We start from the raw sequence: 23,127 nt of genomic DNA on the forward strand, positions 1-23,127 counted from the left end.
ACCCATCCCGCACGCTCTCGCCTGGACCACCCCGGGCTCGCCCGTCCCACACTGGCGGACGGTGAACGACTGGACAGGCTGTCCCCTGGGGAGAAGGACAGGCTGCTGCCCGCCCCGGGCGTCGCCGTCGACCTGCCGCGGATCACGATGCCCGACGGCAGCGACGCACTCATCCTGGTCGGCGCCCAGGGAGAGGTACACCGCCTGCCGACCACCGGCTCGTTCGAGGCGACCCGCACCGTCCCACCGGACGGCCGCCCGTACTTCACCATCCGTCACCCGGACGGGACGACCGAAGACATCGACCGCGAACTCGCGCGCGGCTTCCGATTCCGCCCTGGCGCCGACGGCAGGCCCGGGACACTGCGCTGGAACATGCCCGAGGGCGGAATCCGATTCCTGGGCAGCGACGACGCCGGGCAGACGGGCACGATCGACGTACCGCACGGCGCCACGCTCGTCGCGCGTCCCGGCGAGTCCGCTAAGCGATGGATCAAGCTCCCCGGCAACACCACATGGGGTGCGGTCGAGGCGCCACACAGCGTCCTGCCGGAGTTGCCCACCCTCGTCACCCGGCACGACACACCGTTGTTCGGGCCGAGTGGACTGCCCAGACCGCAGGAGGCACGCCAGGGCTTGGCCGACAGCTGCTCCCTGGTAGCCGCGATGAAGCATCTGGCGGAGAACGATCCGGCCTCGATCACCGAGGCGATGGCCGATCACGGCGACGGCACCGTGAGCGTCCGGTTCATGATCGACAACACTCCCGAATGGGTCCGCGTCGAGAAGTCGATCTACGTCGCCCCCGGCACCGACCAGGGCCAGTTCGTCGGGCACAGTCCCGGAGAACCGTTGTGGGCCAGCATGATCGACAAGGCCTACGCGGTCCGGTTCGGCGGGGGCAACGGCTATCACGGCACCGGCGGGGAACACGCAGGCAAGACGGCCGGACTCCTCGGCAAGGGTTTCGTCCAGGCCGACGCGCAAGCGATACAGCAGCCGATCCGCACCGTCGACACCCCGTATCTGCTGAACCCCCTGCGGTTCGACGCCGACACACTGCATGCCGTTGTCAGCGCCGCCCTGCCGGACGGCCACCCGGCCGACCGCGCGTTCTCGGACGCATTCGCCGAGACCATGGACGACTGGGAGCGCGGGCTCGAGCAGCTGTACCACTCGACCTGGACGCGTCTGAACGCCGAACACCCGAACGACACGGCCACCAGGGATGCGAAGTGGAACGAATTCCTGGAGACCGAACATCTGGTTTCGGCCCAGGGCTTCCACAGCTACCTGAACGACCGGCATCCGGGGCAGTGGCAAGCCGAAAAGAACGCTCTCGCAGAATATTACCGCGAGGCGCACCTCGGACAGCCGCAGGATCGCCTGCTGCCCGACCGCTACCGGGCCGGGGCCGAACTGCTCGCCACACAGATCGATTACGCCCTGCGGCGCAACACCACGGTGCTGCTGTCGAGCGATCGATTCTCGGACGTGCGGAGCGTGGCGGGGCTCATCGACAACCACACCTACGCCGTCCTCGGGGTCGAATACGACAGTGCGACGGGAAAGCCCGCGCGGCTGCTGCTGGAGAACCCGTGGGACGACCACGACGGCTATCCCGTACCGCGGCCCGGCATCGAATACCGCCTGATGCCCGCCCGGGGTGACTTCGTCATCGATCGGACCGACGAACGTGGCCGGTTCGTCCGGACCGCGGACGGCACCGAATACCTCACCGACCCCGACGGCGGCCAGCACCGCCGCGATCCGAAGCCGTACCGCGGCGCGCCGGGCCGCCGGGCCGTGTACGGCGTCACGCCGACGGGTGAGCGGTACTACCAGGCGCCGGACGGCACGGAGCACCGGGCCTACCCCGACGGCACGACGACCCTCAGCACACCCGAGGGCGCCGAGTACAAGACGACCAGCGACGGCAACTCGTTCGGCAGGCGACGCGGCGCCACCGAGTGGTCCCCGCTCGCGGACCCCCTCGACCTGTGGGCCCCCGTTCCACCCCGCGGCGGCCTGGTCGCGGTCGACCTCGCCCACCTGCCGAAATTCAAGACCCTGGGGATGAGCGGCCCCGGCACGCGCGGCCTGTACGGCCCGGAAGACCCCGCACAGGCGCGGACGCTCCCGGGAGTGCCGCGCCCCGGCACGCGCAACAGCACCCCGACCGGTCTGCGCCCGGCCGAATCCCCCGCGACCACCGAAACTCCCGAAGCCGCGTCCGCGTTCGAGCCCGGGGACGAGGACACCTATTTCGGTGACAATCTGCTCGACCTGCTACAGCGATCCGAGGCCCCCGACGGCGTTACCGAAGTGCCGCGCTGGCGGGTCGATCCTGCCGGACTCGAACCGCCGGTACTGCGCCCCGACGAGCTCCTGGGCACACTCACCGAGGCCACGAGGGAGCAACTGCTCCCCGTTCTCGGCGTACCGCTCGAGGTCCCCCGCGCCACCGCTCCCGACGGCAGCAACCGGCTCACCCTCGTCGACGACAACGGTCAGGTGACACCGCTGCCGGGGGTCTCGTCGGTGCGCGCGACGTATCGCCCCGGGACGCCGGGGCAGCCCGCGGGCTACAAGTTCATGCAGAACGGGTATTCGCGGTTCGTCCGAACCGAATTGACGGACGGCTTCGTTTTCAAGCCCGACACGCCCGGTGGTGATTCCGGCGAGCTGAGCTGGAATCTCCCGGAGGGCGGACTGCGATTCCTCGGTGTCGACAGCGCCGGGGCGATGACGGCGTCACACGCAGCGCTGGGTGAAACCCTCGCGGCGAAGGCGGGCCCCTGGCCGCGCCGGTTCGTGAAATTCCGCGGGCAGGACACCTGGTTCCGGGTCGACATCCCGGCCACTGTCCTGCCGAAGCTGCCGACACTCGTCGACCGGCGCAAGGACCCGCTGTTCGGGCCGGATGGCCTGCCGAAATCGCAGGACGCGCGCCAGGGCGCCGCCGGTGACTGCGCGCTGCTCGCCCACCTCAAGGCCAGGGCGATCAGTGATCCGGATTCGATCGTCGAGATGATGCAGGACAATCGCGACGGGACCGTCTCGGTGCGATTCGCCATCCAGGACGCCGGGCAGCAGACCGCCCGCTTCGAATGGGTCCGCGTCACCAAGGAGATCTACGTTACCCGGGGTTCCGGGGTCGGGCATTTCGTCACCCACAGGCCCGGTGATCCCTTGTGGGCCAGCATGATCGAGAAGGCATTCGTCAAGCGTTTCGGCAAGGGCAACGGGTACGCCGCCCTGGTGGGTGGAGCGCACCTCGGCTACGTCGCGAAATTCTTCGACAAGGGCTTCTACCAGGCCGATCCGGACGCACCGCAACAACCCGTCCGCAGCCTGTCCGCCCTCGACATCCTGAACCCGCTCGGTTTCGACGTCGACACACTGCACGACCTGCTGCGCGATCATGTGCAGGACCGGAACCACGAGGTCGGCCTGGAGTTCGCGCGCGCGATCGCCGATACCTACCGCAAGGCTTATCGAGAAGCGCAGGACCTGAATGCGGACTATTTCAGCCCCCAGGGATTCCGGAACTATCTGGACAAGCAGTTCCCCGGCGCCTGGGAGACCGAGAAAGACGCCCTGACACGCTATTTCCGCGAAGTGTACGACGGGAAAGCCGAAAACCTGCTGCTGACCGACCGTTCCACGGTGGCCGCGCGGGCGGTCGGCTACCAGATCGACTACGCGCTGCGACGCGGTACCAAGGTGACGATCGGGACCCGCATGCTGGGCAAGACCAGGGAGGATTCCTCGGCCGTTCCGGGGCTGGTCGGCACTCACGCATACACGGTTCTCGGAATCGAACGTGATGGCGCAGGCAATCCGGCCCGGATCCTGCTGGAGAATCCGCACGACGAGGCAGGCGAGTACCCCGCCCCGGTCGCGGGCATCACCTACCGCCTCGACCCGGGCGGGACGGACTACTTCCCCCGAGACGACGGCGGCTCCTATCGGCGGGAACCGAACGACACCTCGTGGAGTATCGAATACGGCACCGACTCTGCCGGCGCCCGGTACCTGCGGTATGCGGACGGGATCGAGTACCGCATCACCGGCACGGGACAGCGCTACCGCGAGGAAGGGGATGGCACCCTCTATCGGGTCGACCCCGACGACACCAGGTACCGCCGGGATGCCAACGGGATCGAGTACCTGACCGATCCGGACGGCGCCAAGCGGCGACGGGCGCCCGGCGGCGATTGGCAACCCGACCCGAACCGCAGAGATCCCGTGCGGGACATGACCATCCCGCCCCGGGGCCTCGTCGTCGCGGTCGACCTCGCCCACCTGCCGAAGTTCGGCGCGCTGGGTATGAGCGGCCCCGGCGCCTACGGCCTGTACTCCGCCGACCACCCCCAGCCGGAGAACGAGGGCAATCTCGCCGCGACTCCGGCGCACTCGACTCTCGCCGACGACTCGCCGGACTACGTCGATCAGGCCGTCTCGCTGCTCGACGGCACGGAAGACGATGTGCTGCACGGCCTATTCGACGAGCCGGACCCGCGCACGCCGACGAACTGGCAGCCGGTGGACGATCCTCGCGACCCGTTGCTGGCCGCCCTGGCCAAGGCATGGAATCGGCCCGATGCCGCACACATCCGCGCACGCGGCGTCGCATTCCTGGACAGGCGACAGAAGGACGAAAACCGGCGCCGCGCCATCGCCGACGGCCGCCGGGACAGAATCGACGCCGCGCAATGGCAGCGGGAACTGCGACGGCAGCGCGAATTCGACCATCTGCAGACGCGATACCGGCAGTTGCTGCGGCCACAGGATCCGGCCACCGACCGAACCGGCAAGCCCGGTGACGACGCCCTGTTGCTGCGCCTGGCCGCTGAGGCGGTGGGCCAGAACGCGGTCGACATCTCTCCGAACGGACACAGGTCCGAATTCATCGGCAACCCGGACAAGCCCCTGGTGTTCGTGCGCCGCGCATCCGATGGCCGATACGAGGTCGGCCTGACCCCCACGGGTGGCCTGTTCATGGCGTCCAGAGGGAACCGGCGGATGCCCGATTACCTCAGCTCCGCACTCGCCCGCCTGCCGCGGGAGGAGATCCCCCCGCCATGGGATCGCATGCTGGCCTCGCCGCAGACTCCGCTCCTGGCCGGCGCGGCGATGCGCAAGAGGTACATCGGCGACGACGCACCCATCGCGGTCAGGTCCTCCACCGATTCTGTCCCGAATGCCAGGAAGACCGGCAGGCAGGCAGGCGCCACCCCGGTCCGGCACATGGATGCCGAGGAGCTCGAGGGCCACCGCGTATTCATCGGCTCGGACGGCAGACTGTACCGGGCGGCCGACGGGCGGTTGTTCGACACCAGACAGGTCACGTCCAGCCGGATGGACGGTGACGGCCTGGCCATGTTCGTCATGGACGAATTCGGCAACATGTACGCCGCCGACCAGGAAGGCGACGGCCTGCATCACACCTCGTTCCTCGGCGGGCGCACCGTCACCGCGGCCGGCGAGATCGAGGTCCGTGACGGCGTGCTCGTCACCATGACCGATCGCAGCGGACACTACATGCCACGCCCGGAGGTCAACGATTACGCGCTGGATTGGCTACGGCGACTGGGGCTCACGGTCTCCGGCAGTTTCGTCCGCCGCGGGTTCGACGGCCGGCCTCGGGATCGGTTCGGCGAATCCGACCGCCAGCGCGTCGAGATCACGCACCGCCAGATTCTGCTCGACGCCGAGAACGCGGCATTGCTCCGAAAGGAACAGGCCCGCAACGAATCCGGCACGCCGGATCCGGCCGTGCGCACCAGGCGCGACAACCTCGCCCTGAGGCAGGCCCGGCTGGACCAGTGGCGTGCCCGGCTCGCCGACGACATCATCGACAAGGAGCTGCAGGGCGAGATTTTCGCGCATCCCGCACCCTCGGACCCGCTCGACCGGCTCATTCCGCCGGAATCACCCCGCGGCCTCGACCTCAAATCCTCGGTGCAGGACCGGACCACCTGGTGGCGGGAACACGGGAGCGATTGGTGGGCCGCTCTGCAGTTCCGGGACCTCGCACCGGCCTATCAGCTGGGACTGCTCACCGACCACCCATGGCTGCGCAACGGCGAGGGCATCCCGGCCGCGGTGCGAAATACCTTGAACCGCAAGTACCTTCAGCTGGAAATCGCGCGGCTGGCCGCGCTCGGCGACCCCGACACGCTGCTGCCCGGCGCCCGGCGGCAGTTGCGGAATCTCAGGTCGATGCTGACCGATCTGCACGCCGCGGATCTGGACGCCGTGCTCACCGCGCGGGATTCCGGCATCGACGAACCCGTGGTCCACCTGCTGTCCTTCGACCAGGACGAGCAGGGACAGCGCACCGGCGCGGCCATCGCCTTCGGCTCCGTGGACACCGCGGCGACCGTGCACTGGCACGTCCGGGCGCATGCCACGGCCGGATCAACGCACCACGAGATCACCGATGCCGCACGTCGACACGCGAAAGTCCTTGCCACGCAGCAACCTTCGGCGACGATCGTCTGGGCCGGCCACGACGCCGCTCCAGCGCCGTTCACACCGGCGCGGCTGCTGCCGGGCTGGTTCTCCCGCCCCGACCGGCTCACCACGGCGGTTTCCGCATTCGTCGAGGCGCATCGCACGGGCCCACTGCGGCAGCTCGAGCTGCACGCACCGGAATCGGCTGCGAAAAATGCCGTACCGCACCTGGATTCATCCATCGTCACGGTGCACGACCCCAGCGGCGAGCGGGATACGACCGCCCGCGACGGATCACGTGCCGATGAACCGTCGCACCAGCGTCCCCCTGGCCTGAATCCGCGACGCGGCAAGCCGACTCGCGCGATCAGCCGCCCGGATGTGTTCGGCGAAACGGCATTCTCCCGACCGGACTTCCCAGCCCAGCAGGACTTATCAGCCGCCGACGAGCCGCGCATCGGCCTCACGTCGTCTCCCGCACCGGCGACCATGCCGGAGCACTGGGAACCGGTGCACGACGAGCAGGATCCGCTGTTCGCCACCCTGGCCCGGATCCTGAGCTACCCCGGCACCGCGGATGTGCGCGACCGCATCGACGAGAACCTGTCCGCGTTGGTGCGCATCGAGGCCTATCACCGCGGCGAGAACGACGACGCGCGGCGGCAGGGTTCGACGACCGATGCGCAGTGGGAGCAGGAACAGCGGCGGCGCTACGACTTCGACCGCCGGATGGCGCAAGCCCGCGACCTCATGGCGGCGGACCCCGCCACCCACCTGAACTGGTCACCCGCCGAGGCCGGGGAAGCGCTGGCAGTCGCCGCCCGTGGCCTCAGCATGAACATGGTCAGCGTGTCGCCGGCCGGCATACCCTCCGAGATCACCATGGCCGCGGGCAAGCCGGCGATATTCGTGCGCCACACCCCGGACGGTCGATACGAGATCGGCGTGACCCCCGAGGGCACGCTGTTCACCAGGCGCCCCGGACGCAGCGCGAGGGACCTGTCCACCGCCACCGGCGTCGCGATACCGAGGGAGCAGATCCCGCCGCCCCTGGATCGAGTGCTGGCCTCGCCCCAGTTCCCCTTGCTCGGCGGCGCGGCGATGGACCGGAAGTACATCGACGAGTCCCGGCCGATCGCGGTCAAGTCCACGATCGAGCGCACCCCGGCGATGAGGCGGTCCGAGGCCGCACCGCCACTCGCGTATTACACGCCGGTCGGGCGCATGAGCCCCGAGGAGCTCGAGTCGCACCGATTGTTCGTCGGCCCGGACGGCAGACTGTACCGAGCCTCCGACGGCATGCCGTTCGACACCGGGGACGCGCGTTCCGCGTACGTCAGCGGATCGGGCCGGGCGATGTTCGTGATGGACGAGTTCGGCAACCTGTACGCCGGTGACCAGGTGTTCGGCGAGCGGCACCACTCCTCGTTCCTCGGCGGGCGGACCGTCACCGGCGCCGGCGAGATCGAGGTGCGCGACGGCCGCCTCACCGTCATGAGCGACCGCAGCGGACACTATCTGCCGCGCCCCGAGATCAACGACTTCGCCCTGGATTGGCTGCGGCGCCAGGGGCTCGTGCTCGACGAGCAGTTCACCCGGCAGGACTTCGCGGACACGCCGCGCGAGCGGTCCGGCGAGCTGGATCGCCAGCGCGGCGAGGTCGCACGGCGGCAGATCCTGCTGGAGAGCGCGGACCAAGCGCTGTCCCGCCGGGAGTCGCTCGCCGATCCTCGGGACATCGCGGCGGAGAAGCTTCTCTCGATCGCACGCTGGGATCTCGACCGGCGGCGAGTCGAACTGAACTACTGGCGAAACGAACTGGCCGCGGGCCGGGTCCAGAAGACACTGCGGGACCAGCTGTTCGCCCATCCCGCGCCGGCCGGGCCGACCGACCGCCTGACCCCGCCGCAACGACCGCACGGATTCGACGAGGCCGGGTTCTCGGCGCGAGATCGCGCCGCGTGGTGGCAGGACCAGGGCCGGACCTGGTGGGACAACCTGCATTTCGAGGATCTCGCGCCCGCGTACCAGTCCGGGCTGCTCACCGGCCATCCCGGGCTGCGCAACGGCGAGGGCATCCCCGCGCCGGTACGAGATGCCCTGAACCGCAAGTACATCCAGCTCGAGATCGCCCGGCTCGGCGCGGTCGCCGAGGGCGCCCTGTCCTCGGGCGACCGGCGCCGGCTGCGGAACCTGAAGTCCACACTGGCCGACCTGTACATCGCGGATCTCGACGCCCTCCTCGCCGCCAGGCGGTCCGGCACTCCGGTGTCGCCGATATACCTGCTGTCCTTCGAGCAGGAGTCCGCGGGACGGCAGGGCGCCGCGACGATCGCGTTCGGCGACGTGGACACCGCGGCCACGGTGCACTGGCACGCCCCCGCGAGCGCATCGATCGGCGCGATGACCCCCGCGATCACCGAAGCGGTGGGCGTACACGCGACAATGGCTCGCCGGCAACCTAATCACGCGACCGTGGTGTGGATCGCCCCCGCCAGGGAGCCGAGCAGAGCGCGACGGCTGATGCCGCGATTGTTCCGCGCGTTCAGCGGCACGCGTGATCGCGCCCCCGACCGGCTCGGCGCGGCGGTCTCCGCATTCGCCGACGCGCACCGGGCCGGGCCGAATGCCGCGACACCGTTGCGGATTCACCTGTTCGCGGCGAAATCCTCGATGCCGCACGTTGATTCGCCCGTGATCACGGTCGAGGGTGGGGTACCCGCCCGCCACGACACCCGGACCACCGGCGACGGATCTAAGTCCCGGATCGAAGCCGGCATTCGGACCGCCGGCCACCCCGCGACCGAACCGATCGCATCGCGCAACGACTGCGCGCCGAAGGCCATCGCCGCGCTGAAGCGCCGTACCAACAGCCCCGTCGTCACCTTGATCGACATGCCCGTCGGGCCCAACGGCGTCACCCGCACCCAACTGGAAACCCACGCCGGTGCACAGCTGCGCTCTTTCAACAACCACACCGCCATCGCGCACGAACTCGAACGCCTCGGCCCCGGCGCCACCGCCCTGATCGTGGACAACTACACCGCCACCGACGAGAACGGCATCGGCGCCCACGCGTACCTGCTGGTGAACGACGGCATCGTCACCGTGGACGACCCGGGACTCGGTGTGCGACACAACTTCCCGCCACGTCCGCAACGGGAACTGTCACGCACCCGGGCGATCCTCTACGGGCCGGACGGGCTCCCGGCCGGGCCCGCGCGTATCTCGGCGGACCACGCCGCACACGTCACCGACGATGAGCCGGGCATCGGGCGGGACCGCCCGTTCGCCGACGCATCCGCGCGACCGGCCGAGATCACGGCCGACGACACCTACTTCGGCGCCGACCTCCTGAACAAACTCGACACCCCGTTCGGCGACGACCAGGCCCCCGAACGAACTCGCTTCGACCACCCCGCGCTCGAGCCCCCGCCCCTGGCCGAGCACGAGCGCCTGGACAACCTCACGCCCGAGGACCGGCAGCGGCTTTTCGCGGCGCCCGGCGTCCCGGTCACCATGCCCCGTCTCACGCTGCCCGGCGGCCGGGACGCCCTGGTCCTGGTCGACGACTCGGGCCGGGCCCACAGCCTGCCCGCCTCGGGCAGCATTGCGGCGAAACGCACCAACCCGCCGAACGGTCCGCCGTACTACACGCTGCGGCACGCGGACGGCAGGACCGAGGATATCCCCGCGTCCCTGACGGACGGCTTCCTGTACCGCGCCGACCCCGCGGGCGGATTCGGCGCGCTGCGCTGGAACGTGCCCGGCGGCCAGGTCCGCTTCCTCGGTCGCGAACCCTCGGGCCAGCCCAGCGTGACCCGCGTACCGCCCGAGACCACGCTGGTAGCGCGTGCCGGTGACTCGTCGCGGACCTGGATCAAGGACCCCGACGACTCCTGGTGGGTTTCGGTCGACGCTCCGCACAGCGTCCTGCCGGAGCTGCCCGTCCTCGCCGCGCGGCACGACACTCCGCTGTTCGGACCCGATGGATTACCCAAACCGCACGAGGCGCGGCAGCGCGAGCCCGGACTCTGCTTCCTGGTCGCCCCGATGAAGCATCTGGCGGACAACAACCCGGCCTCGATCGCCGAGGCGATGCGCGATCACGGCGACGGCACCGCCAGCGTCCGCTTCATGGTCGACGGCGTCCCGGAATGGGTCCTCGTCGAGAAGAGCATCTACGTCGAGCCCGGCACCGACCGCGGCTATTTCCTCGATCACGAGCCCGGCGAACCGCTCTGGGCGGCGGTGATCGACAAGGCCTACACGGCCCGCTTCGGCCGGGAAAACGGCTACCACGTCTACTCCTACGGCGGCCGCGGCGGCGAGGTGGCCGGACTCCTCGGCAAGGGGTTCCATCAGACCGGCGAGCGATCGATACAGCAACCCGTCCGCAGTGTCGACATCGCGCAACCGCTCAACCCGCTGCGGTTCGATCCCGATACGGTGCACGCCCTGGTCGCCGCCGCGCTGCCGGAGGGACACCGGCCCGACAGCGCGTTCGCGCATCGGTTCGCGGGAACCATCGAGGAGTGGTCCCGCGAGCGTGATGCGCTGCGGGACGCGACATTCGACCGTATCGGCATCGACCACGCGGACGACCCGCTCACCAGGCAAGCCGCGTGGGACGAGTTCCTGGCCGCCGAGGACCTCGGCTCGGTCCCCGGCTTCCGCAAGTACCTGAACGACCGGTACCCGAGACAGTGGCAAGCCGAAAAGGACGCGCTCGCAGGCTATTACAGCGAGGTGTATCTCGCCTCGGCCGAGGATCGAGCGTTGCCCGACCGGTACCGGGTCGCGGGCGAGCAGTTCGCCACACAGATCGACTACGCCCTCGAACGCGGCGACACGGTCACGATCGCGACCGATTCGTTCTCCGACGATCGCGAGAGCGTGCCGGGCCTGCCCGGCGGTCATGCGTACGCCGTGCTCGGGGTCGAATACGACAGTGCGACAGGCAGACCCGCGCGGCTGCTGCTGGAGAACCCGTGGGACCAGCACGATGATCCGGCGGAGCCGCCGGACGGCATCGAATTCCGGCTGATCCCCGCTCGGGGCGAGTTCGTCATCGATCGCACCGACGACGAGGGCGGCCGGTACATTCTGGCCGCGGACGGAACCGAGTACTTCCAGACGCCCGACGGCGCCCAGTACCGGCACGATCCGATCCCCGGCCCCGACGCCCCCGATCGTCCCGTGTACGGCGTCACGCCCCGCGCAGTGCGCTCCTTCCGCAGCCCCGACGGCACGCTGTACCGGACGTTCCCCGGCGGCTACAAGACGCGCGTGCTACCCGACGGGACCGCACAGGGGACCGGCGAGGACGAATCGTTCGAGAAGCTACCGGACGGCACGTGGTCGCCCCTGGCGAACCACATCGACTGGGAGGATCCGACCGTCCCGCGTCGCGGCGGCCTGGTCGCGGTGGATCTGGCACACCTGCCGAAATTCGAGTCGGTCGGGATGAGCGGCCCCGGCGCACATGGTCTCCACGGACCCGCTCAGCCGGATTCGCCCGCCGACACCCCGGCCGCCGCGCTGCAGGACGAACCGAACATCGGTCTCACTCGGGCGCAGCAGCCCGAAGAGCAGGAAAGCCACGTCGGCGACGACCTGCCCGGCACGCTGGACGAGGAAACCGGAACCTTCGAGCCCAAGGACGGTGACACCTATCTCGGTGCGCTGGGCGACATCCTGGGATCCGAGTCCGGCGACACCACCAACCCCGAACGAACCCGGTACGACCGCACCGGACTCGAACCGCCCACCCTGGCCGACCACGAGCGCTTCGAGAACCTCACCCCGGTCCAGGTCGCGACTCTCCTGCCCGCCGTCCCGGTCTCGGTCAAAGCCGCGGGCCCGAGACTTGCGAACGGCAACGCCGCGCTCACCCTCGTGGACACCAAGGGCGGGGTCCTGCAACTGCCGGGAACCGGCCACACGCAGGCGGACTACACCGTCGCGGCATCCGGACAAGCCTTCTACGACATGATCGACCTGAACGGACAGCACCGGTGGGTGCCCACGGACCTGGTGCCGGACTTCCGGTTCCAGCCCGGCACGGGGAACGCACACGGCACGCTGACCTGGAAGGTCTCGCCCGAGATCCGCGTCCTGGGCCGCATCGCCGACGGGCGGCAGTCCGTGGTGCGAATGCCTTACGGAGCCGATGTCGTCGCCGTGCCCGGATACGGGCCGACGCGGTATATCAAATTGCCCGGGACAGCGGCGTGGCACGCGGTCACCGTTTCGGACAAGCTCCTGGCGGCGCCGCCGGATCTGGTCCAGCGCCACGACGCGGACCTGTTCGGCCCGCACGGACCGCAGGCACGGGACGCACGCCAAGGGGCCGCCCGAGACTGCACCCTGATCGCACCGCTGAAGGCGATCGCCCAACGCGATCCGCAGGCGATCCGCGACATGCTGCGCGACCACGGCGACGGCACCGTCAGCGTGCGCCTGCGCGTCGATCGCGCGCTCGAATGGGTCCGTGTCGAGAAGAGCATCTACGTATACCCCGGCACCCAGAGCGGATACTTCGCCGGCCACAACCCCGGAGAACCGTTGTGGCCCGCCATGATCGAGAAAGCCTTCGCGCACCGGCTCGGCAGGGGCGACGGCTTCTACGGGATCGGACAGGACGCCACGCTCGCCGCCGCGGGATATCTCGGCACGGGCTTCTACCATCCCGACGAAGGCGTACTGCCCCAACCGATCCGCGATATCGATGATCGCTGGATGCTGAATCCGCTGCAGCTGGACTACGACTCCCTGAACGAGTTGCTGGGCGACCACGCGGATCCGGAATTCCTGCGCCGGTTCGCGGGCAGCTACGACCATTTCGAGCAGGAGTCGAACACGCGCAAGCGTGGCAGGTGGAGCTTTCTCGAGCTCGTCCACGGACACGACAGTTCCGCGAAACAGGCTGCCTGGGACGGCTATCTGCGCACCGAGGCCCTCACCTCACCCCCTGGCTTCCGCGAATATCTCAACGAACGGTTCCCGGGGCAGTGGAGTACCGAGAAGAACGCTCTGGCGAACTTCTACGATGCCGTGTACGGCGGCGAGACCGATAAGCGGTCGATGCCCGCACTTCACCGATCCGTCGCCGAGGCCGTGGCCAACCGCTTCGACTACGCCCTGCGACGCGGCACCACGGTCATCACCGCCACACATTCGTTCGGGGAGGATCGCGAAAATTCCGCGGTACCAGGGTTGGTGGGCAATCACGCCTACGCGGTGCTGGGAATCGAACGCGATCCGACCGGCAAACCCGTCGGGCTCATCCTGGAGAATCCGCACGACTACAACGGGTCTCGGCCCGCCTATCCCAAGCCCGTGGACGGAATCGAATACCGTCTCGCCCTCGGCGGGGACGGGTACACCACCGACGGAAACGGCGTGCGGTACCTCCGGGACACCGATGGCACCACGTACAGCATCCATCCCGACGGCAGCCAGTTCCGCCGGGATGCCGACGGATCGACCTACAGCATGGCCGGCGACGGCGCCCGGATCTACCGGGGCCCGAATGGCCTGCGGCACTTCGTCGGCCCGGACGGCAGCCGATACTGGCAAGAACCCGGCGGGGACGAGTTCTGGACGAAGGCGGACGGGACACAGCTGTCCAAGCGAGCGGCGAGTGGCACCTGGGAACCCGATCCGGGCCGCGTCGATCCACCCGATATGACCATTCCACGTCGCGGCGGCATTCTCGCGGTCGGCCTCGACCACCTGCCGAAGTTCATGGGCGTCGGGATGAGCGGTGCGGGCGCCCACGGCCTGTACGGGCCCGCCGACGCTCCCCGCGGCCCGGCCGCCCACAGCGACCCGATGGTCATCGACAAATCCGGTGCCAAGCCCGGAACCACTGTGCCGCAGGACTCCCCCGGTACACAGCCGCACCGGCGAGTGCTGCCCGCCGCCTACGACGGCACGAGCGGCACACACGACACTTCGGCCGCCACGGGTGAACGAGCGCCGAACCACACGGACTTCGCACCGGCGGATATCCAACTTCCGAACAGCACAACAACTCCCGACCGCAGCCGCCCGGACGGCGCCGTCGGAGTCACCTCCGACGGCAGCACCTCGCACCCTCGCACCGGCACCACCCCGCACACCACCACTGGCGCCGAGCAGCACAACGACTGCGCCCCGAAAACACTCGCCGAACTGAAGCGCCGCACCGGCAGCCCCGTCGTCGTCACCATCGACGCACCGGTCGGCCCCACCGGCATCACCCGCGACCGGCTCGAAACGCACGCCGGCGCAAGCACGCAGCCCTTCGCCGACCACGCCGCGATCGCCGACGAACTGCGCAACCTCGGCGACGGCGCGGTGGCGCTGGTCGTCGACTCCTACACCACCACCGACGCACAGGGCATCGGCGCGCACACCTACCTGCTGGTCAACGAGAACGGCGCCATCACCGTGGTCGACCGCGGATCCGGTGTGGAGCACGACTTCCCGCCGGCGCCACTGCGGGAGATGTCCGGTACCGAAGCGATTCTGTATACGGCACAAGGTATTCCGCACAACCGCGTGCAACAGGCATACGGCCTCGCCCACGATCCGGCGGACCAGGGCCACATCGGCGACGACGGAGTGCGCCGGTTCGAGTCCGACGACGCCGGTAGCAGTTTCGGCTTCCACCGGCTGAGCGTCTGGCACGAACTACCGCACGAGGTGCGCGACGCGCTGCACGCCTACGAGGAGACGCAGGTCGTCAACTTCGCGTTGCGCAGGACCTCCACGGACGCCGAACTGGACGACTGGATCGACGAGCTGCACCGCACCGCCGACATGGTGCGTCTCGCGGGCCGGCCACGCGGCGTCGTGCCGCGATTCGCCGCACTGCACGATCGCCGGGAAGTGCTGTCCGCCAAGAACAATCGTACCGGGGACGACGACGAGCAGCTGCGCCTGCTGGAGGACATCCTGGCCGACCCGCGCCCGGCGGCCCGGTGGGACCGGATGGCCGCCGCCGCCCGGCTCGATCGGGTCCTGGGCGTGCACTTCGACCTGCACTACGACCGGGATTTCGATCGCGACGCCGTCCGGCACGAGATCGCGCTGCTCGACCAGGCCACCGACCGGCGGCTGCGCCTGACCGAGCCGATTCGAATCGTGCGCGCTCTCAAAGACATCGACTACATGGCGACGGACGAGCACGGCGCCCCGCTGGGCGACCGTGATCCGGAACTTCTGCTCAACGTCGTGCAGCAGGACCGCGGCTACATGTCCACCTCGCTCGGCGTCACCGTGCCCCGCCTGGCGGGTGGTTCCTCCTACCGCATGGAACTTCTCGTTCCTCCCGGTGCGCGCGGCGTGCTGATCGGCAGCGACGCGACCAACCCGGAACAGCGGGAACTGCTGCTGGCCCGCGATACGCGGTACCGGATCTCCCGGATCAGCAGGGACGGCGACATCACCGTTCTGCACGCGGAAGTCCTGCCACCGCCCGCCGTCGACCCGGCGCGCGGAGAACCGCTCATCGGCTCGTCCAGCGGCGCCGTCGCGGTCACCGGCGAGACGCACGCACCGGCGCAGCCGTTCGAGCCGGAGGATGGCGACACCGATTTCGGCGACGCCCTCCACCGGATGCTCGACACACCGATCCTCGACCACATCGCCCCGACACCCGCCCACCGGCGACCGAACCTCGCGCATCCCGGACTCCAACGCCCCGGTCCGCTGCCCGACGCCGAGCGCCTGGAAAACCTGACCGCCGAACAGGTGGCGGCCAAGCTCCCGGTGGTCGCCGTGCCGATCACCGTCACCACCCGCCACTCCGACATGGTGACGTTCGCCGACCACAACGGCGGCAGCTTCTACCTGCAGCCCTCCGGCAGGGAGCGCGCGATACTGCGGCAGCCGCAGAACGGACCCGCCTACTACGAGACCGTGCGAACATACGGTCCGACCTATCGCATTCCCCTCGAACTGGCGAAGGACTTCAGGTTCCAGCCCGATACCCCCGGCGGCGACACCGGTGATCTGCGCTGGAGCATACGGCCGGACAGCCGGGTCCGAATTCTCGGCCGCGACGAGCAGCGCCGATGGGTTTCGCTGCAGATGCCCTACGGTACGACCCTCGCGGCGAAGCCCGGGCGTGGCTCGCGGCGATGGGTGAAATACCCCGGGGTCGCGGGGTGGACCGAGATCAAGGCGAGCCACCGCATCGTGCCGAGGCTGCCGGACCTCGTCGACCGCCGCGACTCCCCGCTGTTCGGCCCGAGTGGGTTGCCGAAGTCGCAGGACGCACGCCAGGCCGGCCTCGGCGACTGCGGCCTGGTCGCACCCTTCAAGTGGCTGGCCGAACGCGATCCGCAGGCGATCCTCGACATGCTGCACGATCACGGCGACGGAACCGTCAGCGTCCGCCTCATGGTCGACGGCGCGCCGGTGTGGGATCGCCACCTGATGACGGTCAACGTCGACCAGGACACGAAGTCCACCTCCTTCATCGGCCACAGCCCCGGAGAACCGTTGTGGCCCAGCATCATCGAGAAGGCCTTCGCGCATCGGATCGGCCGCGACGACGGCTATCTCGGTATCGTCGGAGTCCGGGCCGGCGCGGCGGCGGCACACCTGGGCAAGGGATTCCATCGAGCCGGAACAACCGGCATTCAGCAGCCCGTCCATCATGTCGACGACTGGAACTTCCTGAACCCGCTCGGATTCGACATGGACACGGTGCACGAGCTGGTGCGCGACTACGCGGTGCGCGCGGCTCCGGCGAACAGCCGTCCACCGGTGATCGACCCCGAGTTCGCCCGCGCGGTCGCCGACACCCTGCGAGAATGGCATGTCACGGCCGAAGGCCTGCGCACCCGGCGCAACGCGGAGCTCCGGGCCGCCCACACCGACGCTCCCGCATTCGCCGCCGCGTGGAACCTGTTCCTGCACTCCGAGGACCTCTACTCGCCGACCGGCTTCCGCGCCTACCTGGACGACAACTTCCCGGACCGGTGGAAAACCGAAAAGCAGGCTCTGACAGAGTATTTCAACGATTCGTACGGCGCGATACGCGGCCTGCGGCCCGAGGACCTCACGCTGACCTCCGGTTCCGAGGTCGCCGCACAGGCGGTCGGCAACCGCATCGGCTACGCACTCGACCGCGGCACCACCCTGGTCATCGGAACGCAGATGTTCGGATCTGTCTTCGCGAACCGCACCGCGGTGCCCGGCCTGATCGGCAACCACTACTACGCCGTCCTCGGCGTCGAACGCGACGCGAAGGGCACGCCGCAGCGGCTCATCCTGGACAATCCGCACGACGGGAACGGCACCTATCCCGTCCCCGCCCGCGGCATCCACTACCGCCTCGACTCCCGGGAAGGCGACTATGTGCCGCACCCGGACGGCGGACGGTACCGGCGGGAAGCCAACGACGACGGCACCTATACCGAGTACGGCATCGAGGCGAACGGCACCCGGTACCGGGTGAATCCCGATGGCGTCCGGTACGGCATCAACCCGGCCGGGGCCCGGTATCGCAAGGATCCCGACGGCGCGCAACACCACACGTTCCCCGACGGCAGCCGGTACTGGCAATCGCCCAGCGGCAACATCCGTTTCACGGACAAGTTCGGCAACAAGACGACCCGGCCCGCCAACAGCACCATGTCCTTCCCTGACCCCTTCCGCACCGACCCACCCGATGTGACCATCCCCCTGCGGGGCGGGATCGTCGCGGTCGATCTCCAGCACCTGCCGAAGTTCAGCACCCTCGCAGTGAGCGGCGCCGGCGCGTACGGGCTGTACGGAGCCGACTTCCCCACCTCGACCACACCGGGCGGCATCCACGCGACGCCCGGCGTCGTCCCGAGGGCATCCGGTACGCCGCCCTCACCGGCGCACACGGATCCCGAGATTCCGGTTGCCATGCTGCTCGGCGATTGCGGACCGCTGGCCCTGCGCGAGCTGATCGAGTTGACCGGCAGCACCACCGCGCGAATCCCCGAGCACCCCATCGGCCCGGACGGCCTCGCTACGACGGACTTCCAGGACGCCGCCGGCGCTCCGCTACGAAACTTCGTCGATCACCAGGCCGTGGCCGAGGAGCTGCGCGAGCTGGGGCCGGGCGCCACCGCGCTGATCGTGGACGCCTATCGGGGTCCGGCCACCGATCACGGCGTCGGAGCGCATGCCTACGTGCTGACCAACGATCGCGGCGTCATCACGGTCAGGGATCCGGGCGCGGGGATCGACCAACCCCTGGGCGCGCATACACCGGAGCACGTGGATACCGTCCACGCCGCCGTATTCACCCCCTCCGGGGATCCGCACATCGTCGCCGGCCCCGACCAGCGGCCCCTGCCCGCCACCCGCATCGGCATGCGGACGTTCGCCACACGCACCGGCGCCGGCGCCGCCGGTGCCGCCAGATTGCCCGTGCGCAACATACGGCGGCGATCGTCGCTGAATCAGCCCGTACAGAATCAACAGACTCGCGGGACGCGTCAGCAGCCGAGACCGACAGACCGTGCGGCCGCTGAAGCTTCGCGGCCCAACTCGATGAGCGAGTATCTGAGCCGAGCATCCTCGCGCACCGCAACGCCGCCACCGGACGCCGAGACGGAGACCGGGAGCGCCCCCGATCTGAACCACGCCGCGGTGGGCCACGAGCTGGGCGGCACCTATCTGCGCGACGCCGACCCCGAGCGCACCGCGGCCGCCATCGCCGGACTGCTGCGCGAGAAGCACCTGTCGCCGCACCCGATCCGTACGGACGACACGGGCGCGATGTGGTACGACGGCGGGGACGAGCAGCCGGTCCGAGTGCGTATCGACACGGCGCCCATCGGTACGACCGATGTGATCGGTTTCGACGAGCGCGCCTACGCCCCGGCGGTCACCGGACGAGTGGAGGGACCGCACGAGATACGACTGCGGGTCTCACAGAACGCCACACCGGATCACATCCGTCAGGGAGTGGCAGCGATGCTGGCCGAACTCGAAGGTGTGCGCAATCGCGCCGGGCGCGGCAACCTGACCTCCGCGTTGACCGAGCAGTCGCGGACGAACGACGCGGCCGGCTACGAACTCGGGGTCAGCGACCTGGGACGCATAGCGGCGATGCGGGTGCTGGCGCACGACATCGCCGAGGCCGACCGGCAGGGCGATACGGAGCGATCCGCACAACTGCACAGCGATGCCGTCGGCATGATGATCCGCTACGGCCTGGCCGATCATCGGCCACCCAGGTCGATGAATTCCGGATACCGGCCCGGCGGCCGCCTGCCGATAGCGGGCTGGGGGGCCACCAACGCCCGTCTGCGGGCACTGTCGGGCGCGCTCGGGGCGCACTTCGAGAAGGTGCGCGCCGTGACGAACATCGCGGGCACCGGCGCCACGCGCGAGCACGGGGATCGCATCCTCGGCATTCGCGACAAGGATCGCCGGGCCTTGCGTACCGGGGCGCACGAGCTCATCAAGGAGCGCGATGCCGCCGACGAATCCCTGACACAGGTGGTGCGCGCGGCTGTCGAGGACGGCACCGCACCGGTTTTCGAGCGCCTGATCGTCGGCGACGGCTGGGCGGCGGTATCGGACTACGCCGGGCTGGACCCGGACAACCCCGAGGGCCAACTCCCCCGGGTCATGGCCATCGGGCAGGACGGCGAACCATGGCTGCGTCGCCGTCACCTGAAAATGGGGCAGGTTCCCTCCGAGCTGGACCTGCCGGGATTGCCCGTGCAACCCAGTCAATTCGCCGATCCCGATGTGGATTACCTGCTTTCGGAGCACTTCGGGCTCGCGGTGGGCAGTGCCCGCGCCCTGCACAACATGCCGACCTTCCGCGGCGGGGTCACCGCCCTCGCACACCGGCCCCAGGACGCGACCGGCTGGCCGGACGGCGCCAACTTCCGAGTCACCGTCGACGGGCGCGACCTCTACACCGAAAAGCTGGACCTCACAGGCGGACCGGGCCCGTCCCGCGTCCCCTCCGCGGCGCCCGAGCACTACCCGCCGCGCCTCGTCGATCCCGACACGGGATACAGCGCGCACGGTCTCGGCACCGCACATCCCACATTCCAGGATCCCTCGGGCGCCGAGATAGCCACCTCGGACGTTCCGCGGACCACGCTGACCCGATTCGGTATCGACCGCAGCGGAAACGCCCGCGGCCCCCTGCTCGCCGACCTCCAAGGCAGGCTCACCGACCCACGAACCGTCGACCCCGACAGCGGATATCTGGTCGACAGCAGAACAGGCGAGGTGTCCGACCCCACGGGACAGCCCGTGCACCCCGCCGACCTGCCACCCGACGTAGCCCAGCGGCTCGGCCACCTCCCCGGTGAAAGATTCGTCGCTCCGCGCGATCTCCGGATCGATTACGCCGGGCAGAACATCGCGGACGACTATCAGCCGGACGACGAGATCCTGGTGTACGGCGGCGGGCCTTCGGCCGCATGGGATATCGAACAGGGCGCGCAGGTGCCAGGCGCCCGGGTCGACTGGTACGCGCGCCCCATGAACCCCGCGCGCCTGCACTCCACCGACGAAGCCGAGATCTCCCAGGAGTTCCGCGGATCCCCCGGCCACAACCGCCGCAACACCGAGCCGGAATTCGGCGCCTACTCCGACAAGGTGTGGGACCGCACCAACCACTACCTGGCCAATCCGATATCGATCCTGCGCACCACCGACGGCCGCTTCCAGGCGAGATTCGACGACGGCTCCGCCAAGCTGTACCACCGCGTCGTCATGGCGATCGGTCAGGAGAGCACCTACGAGGGAGGCGTCGCCGCTCTGCTGAACTCCACCACGCTGCAACCGCTGTACGGCACCGCCGGAGCGATCGACGGGCTGCGGGACTCCTCTGGCGAGCTGCGTGTGCTCGGCAGCTCGAGTACCGACCCGAACCTGATCCGCACGGCGGACCCGAGCGGAACGGTCGGCGCGGTGATCGCCGACCAGTCCGGCAGGCAGCCGTCCGACTCCCGCGGCATCCAGGCCGCGATCCGCAACCACGCGACCCGAATCTACGACTCGAATCTGCCCCTGGACAGCTTCGAACCGGCGGTGCACGATCCGGGCGCACGGCTGGGGTCCGGTCCGCGGCACGCCGCGCAGGCGCTCACCGAGCACGGTCTCGCGGTGATCGCCGCACCGGGTGGCGACGACGAGTACGGAATCGGGCTGGTACGCACCGATGCCGACGCTCCGGGCTTCGCCGCGGTGTTCCGGACCGCCGATACCGCATCGGCCCGCGCCTTCGGCGAAGACATCGCCCGTGCGGTCCGGCGAGCCGAGTCCGCACGGATCGACGCGGTGGTCATCCACGTGAGTGACCAGGCAGTCACCGCGGACCGCGCCCGGGTCGTGGTCGAGCGGATCGCGGACGAGATCGGCGACGCGACAATCCATATCGTCCTTCCGGGCGGCACGATGATCACCTGGAAAGACAGTGCCTGGGCGTGAGCGTACCGCCGGTTGTCCACCCGTTGGTCGTCCTGCCCGGCTCGGCGCCTGCCGGTACCATCGATGGGACCCCCACGGAGCTGAGCATCATGGATACCACCGCCGCGAACTACAGCCGCTGGACGCGGCAGGCGCTGACCTACCTTCCCGTGCACCGGCGCGGTGAGCTGATCGGCTACCTGTGGGCCTCGGCCACCGGCAACTACGCCGCGGGCTTCGAACGTCGGCTCGTGGTGGCCGGTGACGATCTCGACTGCCTGATCGCCTGGGAGGCAAGGCTTACCGAGGCGTCCCGGGCGGGGCTCGCACCAGCCGCGGCCCTCGAACAATGGATCGGGGCGCCCGAGGATGAGACAGCGGGCGGTATCCCGGCCGGTAGCCGTCCCGTCGACTCGCCGAGCCTGGACGAGCTCTGGGGACGGCTGAATCCGGACGGCCCGCCGCTCGGCGAGGGACCGCTGATCCAGGACGGCACGTATCCCGACGGGACGCCGGTCGATCGGGCGGACGGCTGGGGCCCGCTCGTGAGTTCCCCGCTGCCGGCCTATGCCACCGCCACCGACGCACCGATCCGATATCTGCCCGTCCGTGTGGATTCGGCTGTGGTCGGCTATGTCTGGGCCGCCGTGACGGGTGATGCGGCCGGATATCTGCCGCACGCGCGGGCCGGGCGCACCGGGGAGATCGCGGCCGGACTGTGGCAGTTGCGGTTCAGCGACGCGTACGTCGCCGGACAACCCTCCATCACGGCCCTGAGTCACATGCGCACGTTCGCGGCCGATCACCTCTCGGGGGTCATCGCACCCGATGACGCCGAACAGCAGGCGGGCAGCCTCGCCGACCTCCGCACGATATCCAGTAGTTCGACAGCAGGAGCAGCGCAATGAGCAGCAACGAGCCGGTCAGCGTCAACCCGAGCGGACTGACCAACGCCGCAAACCAATTCGACGCCATCGCCGACACCACCCAGCACATCCTGAACACCCTGAAGACCACCACCGCCAGCGAGGGCCAGCCGTGGGGCGATGACAAATCCGGCAAGACGTTCGCCGACGGCGACAAGGGCTATATCGCCAACGCCAACAACACCATCGCCAGCCTCGCCTCGCTCGTCGGCGTCTTCCAGCAGAACGCCTCCAATCTGAAGGACACGGTCAGCACCTTCGAGAAGAACGAGGCCGACATGTCCGGCAGCGGAGGCGGTTCCGGCAGCGGTTCGGGCAGCTAGGC

Annotated in this window: 3 protein-coding genes; all 3 read left to right on the forward strand. The window is 69.4% G+C overall.

All coding sequences use genetic code 11. The features are described 5' to 3' along the window. The first annotated feature begins 147 nt into the window (after positions 1–147). The 3 genes from JZ791_RS24695 to JZ791_RS24705 are packed head-to-tail and all read left to right on the forward strand — an operon-like array spanning position 148 to position 23,125. On the forward strand, positions 148–21,897 hold the full coding sequence (locus JZ791_RS24695) for an IQM protein middle domain-containing protein (RefSeq protein ID WP_216897597.1): 21,750 nt from the start codon (positions 148–150) through the stop codon (positions 21,895–21,897). Beyond that, complete coding sequence (locus JZ791_RS24700; protein ID WP_216897598.1) at positions 21,894–22,784, forward strand: hypothetical protein; 891 nt, start codon at positions 21,894–21,896, stop codon at positions 22,782–22,784. Before JZ791_RS24695 ends, JZ791_RS24700 begins: the two co-directional genes overlap by 4 nt. Continuing rightward, a complete protein-coding gene (locus JZ791_RS24705; protein WP_216897599.1) occupies positions 22,781–23,125 on the forward strand; it encodes a WXG100 family type VII secretion target in 345 nt (114 codons plus the stop codon). The genes JZ791_RS24700 and JZ791_RS24705 overlap by 4 nt, the downstream gene beginning before the upstream one ends. The last annotated feature ends 2 nt before the right edge of the window (positions 23,126–23,127 follow it).

The organism is Nocardia alni (genome assembly GCF_019038435.1).
Lineage (GTDB): Bacteria > Actinomycetota > Actinomycetes > Mycobacteriales > Mycobacteriaceae > Nocardia > Nocardia alni.

What these genes read in the sequence shown, in the direction of transcription:
- JZ791_RS24695 (WP_216897597.1), top strand. Translation starts at nt 148, where the DNA reads ATGCCCGACGGCAGCGACGCACTCATCCTGGTCGGCGCCCAGGGAGAG.
- JZ791_RS24705 (WP_216897599.1), top strand. Translation starts at nt 22,781, where the DNA reads ATGAGCAGCAACGAGCCGGTCAGCGTCAACCCGAGCGGACTGACCAAC.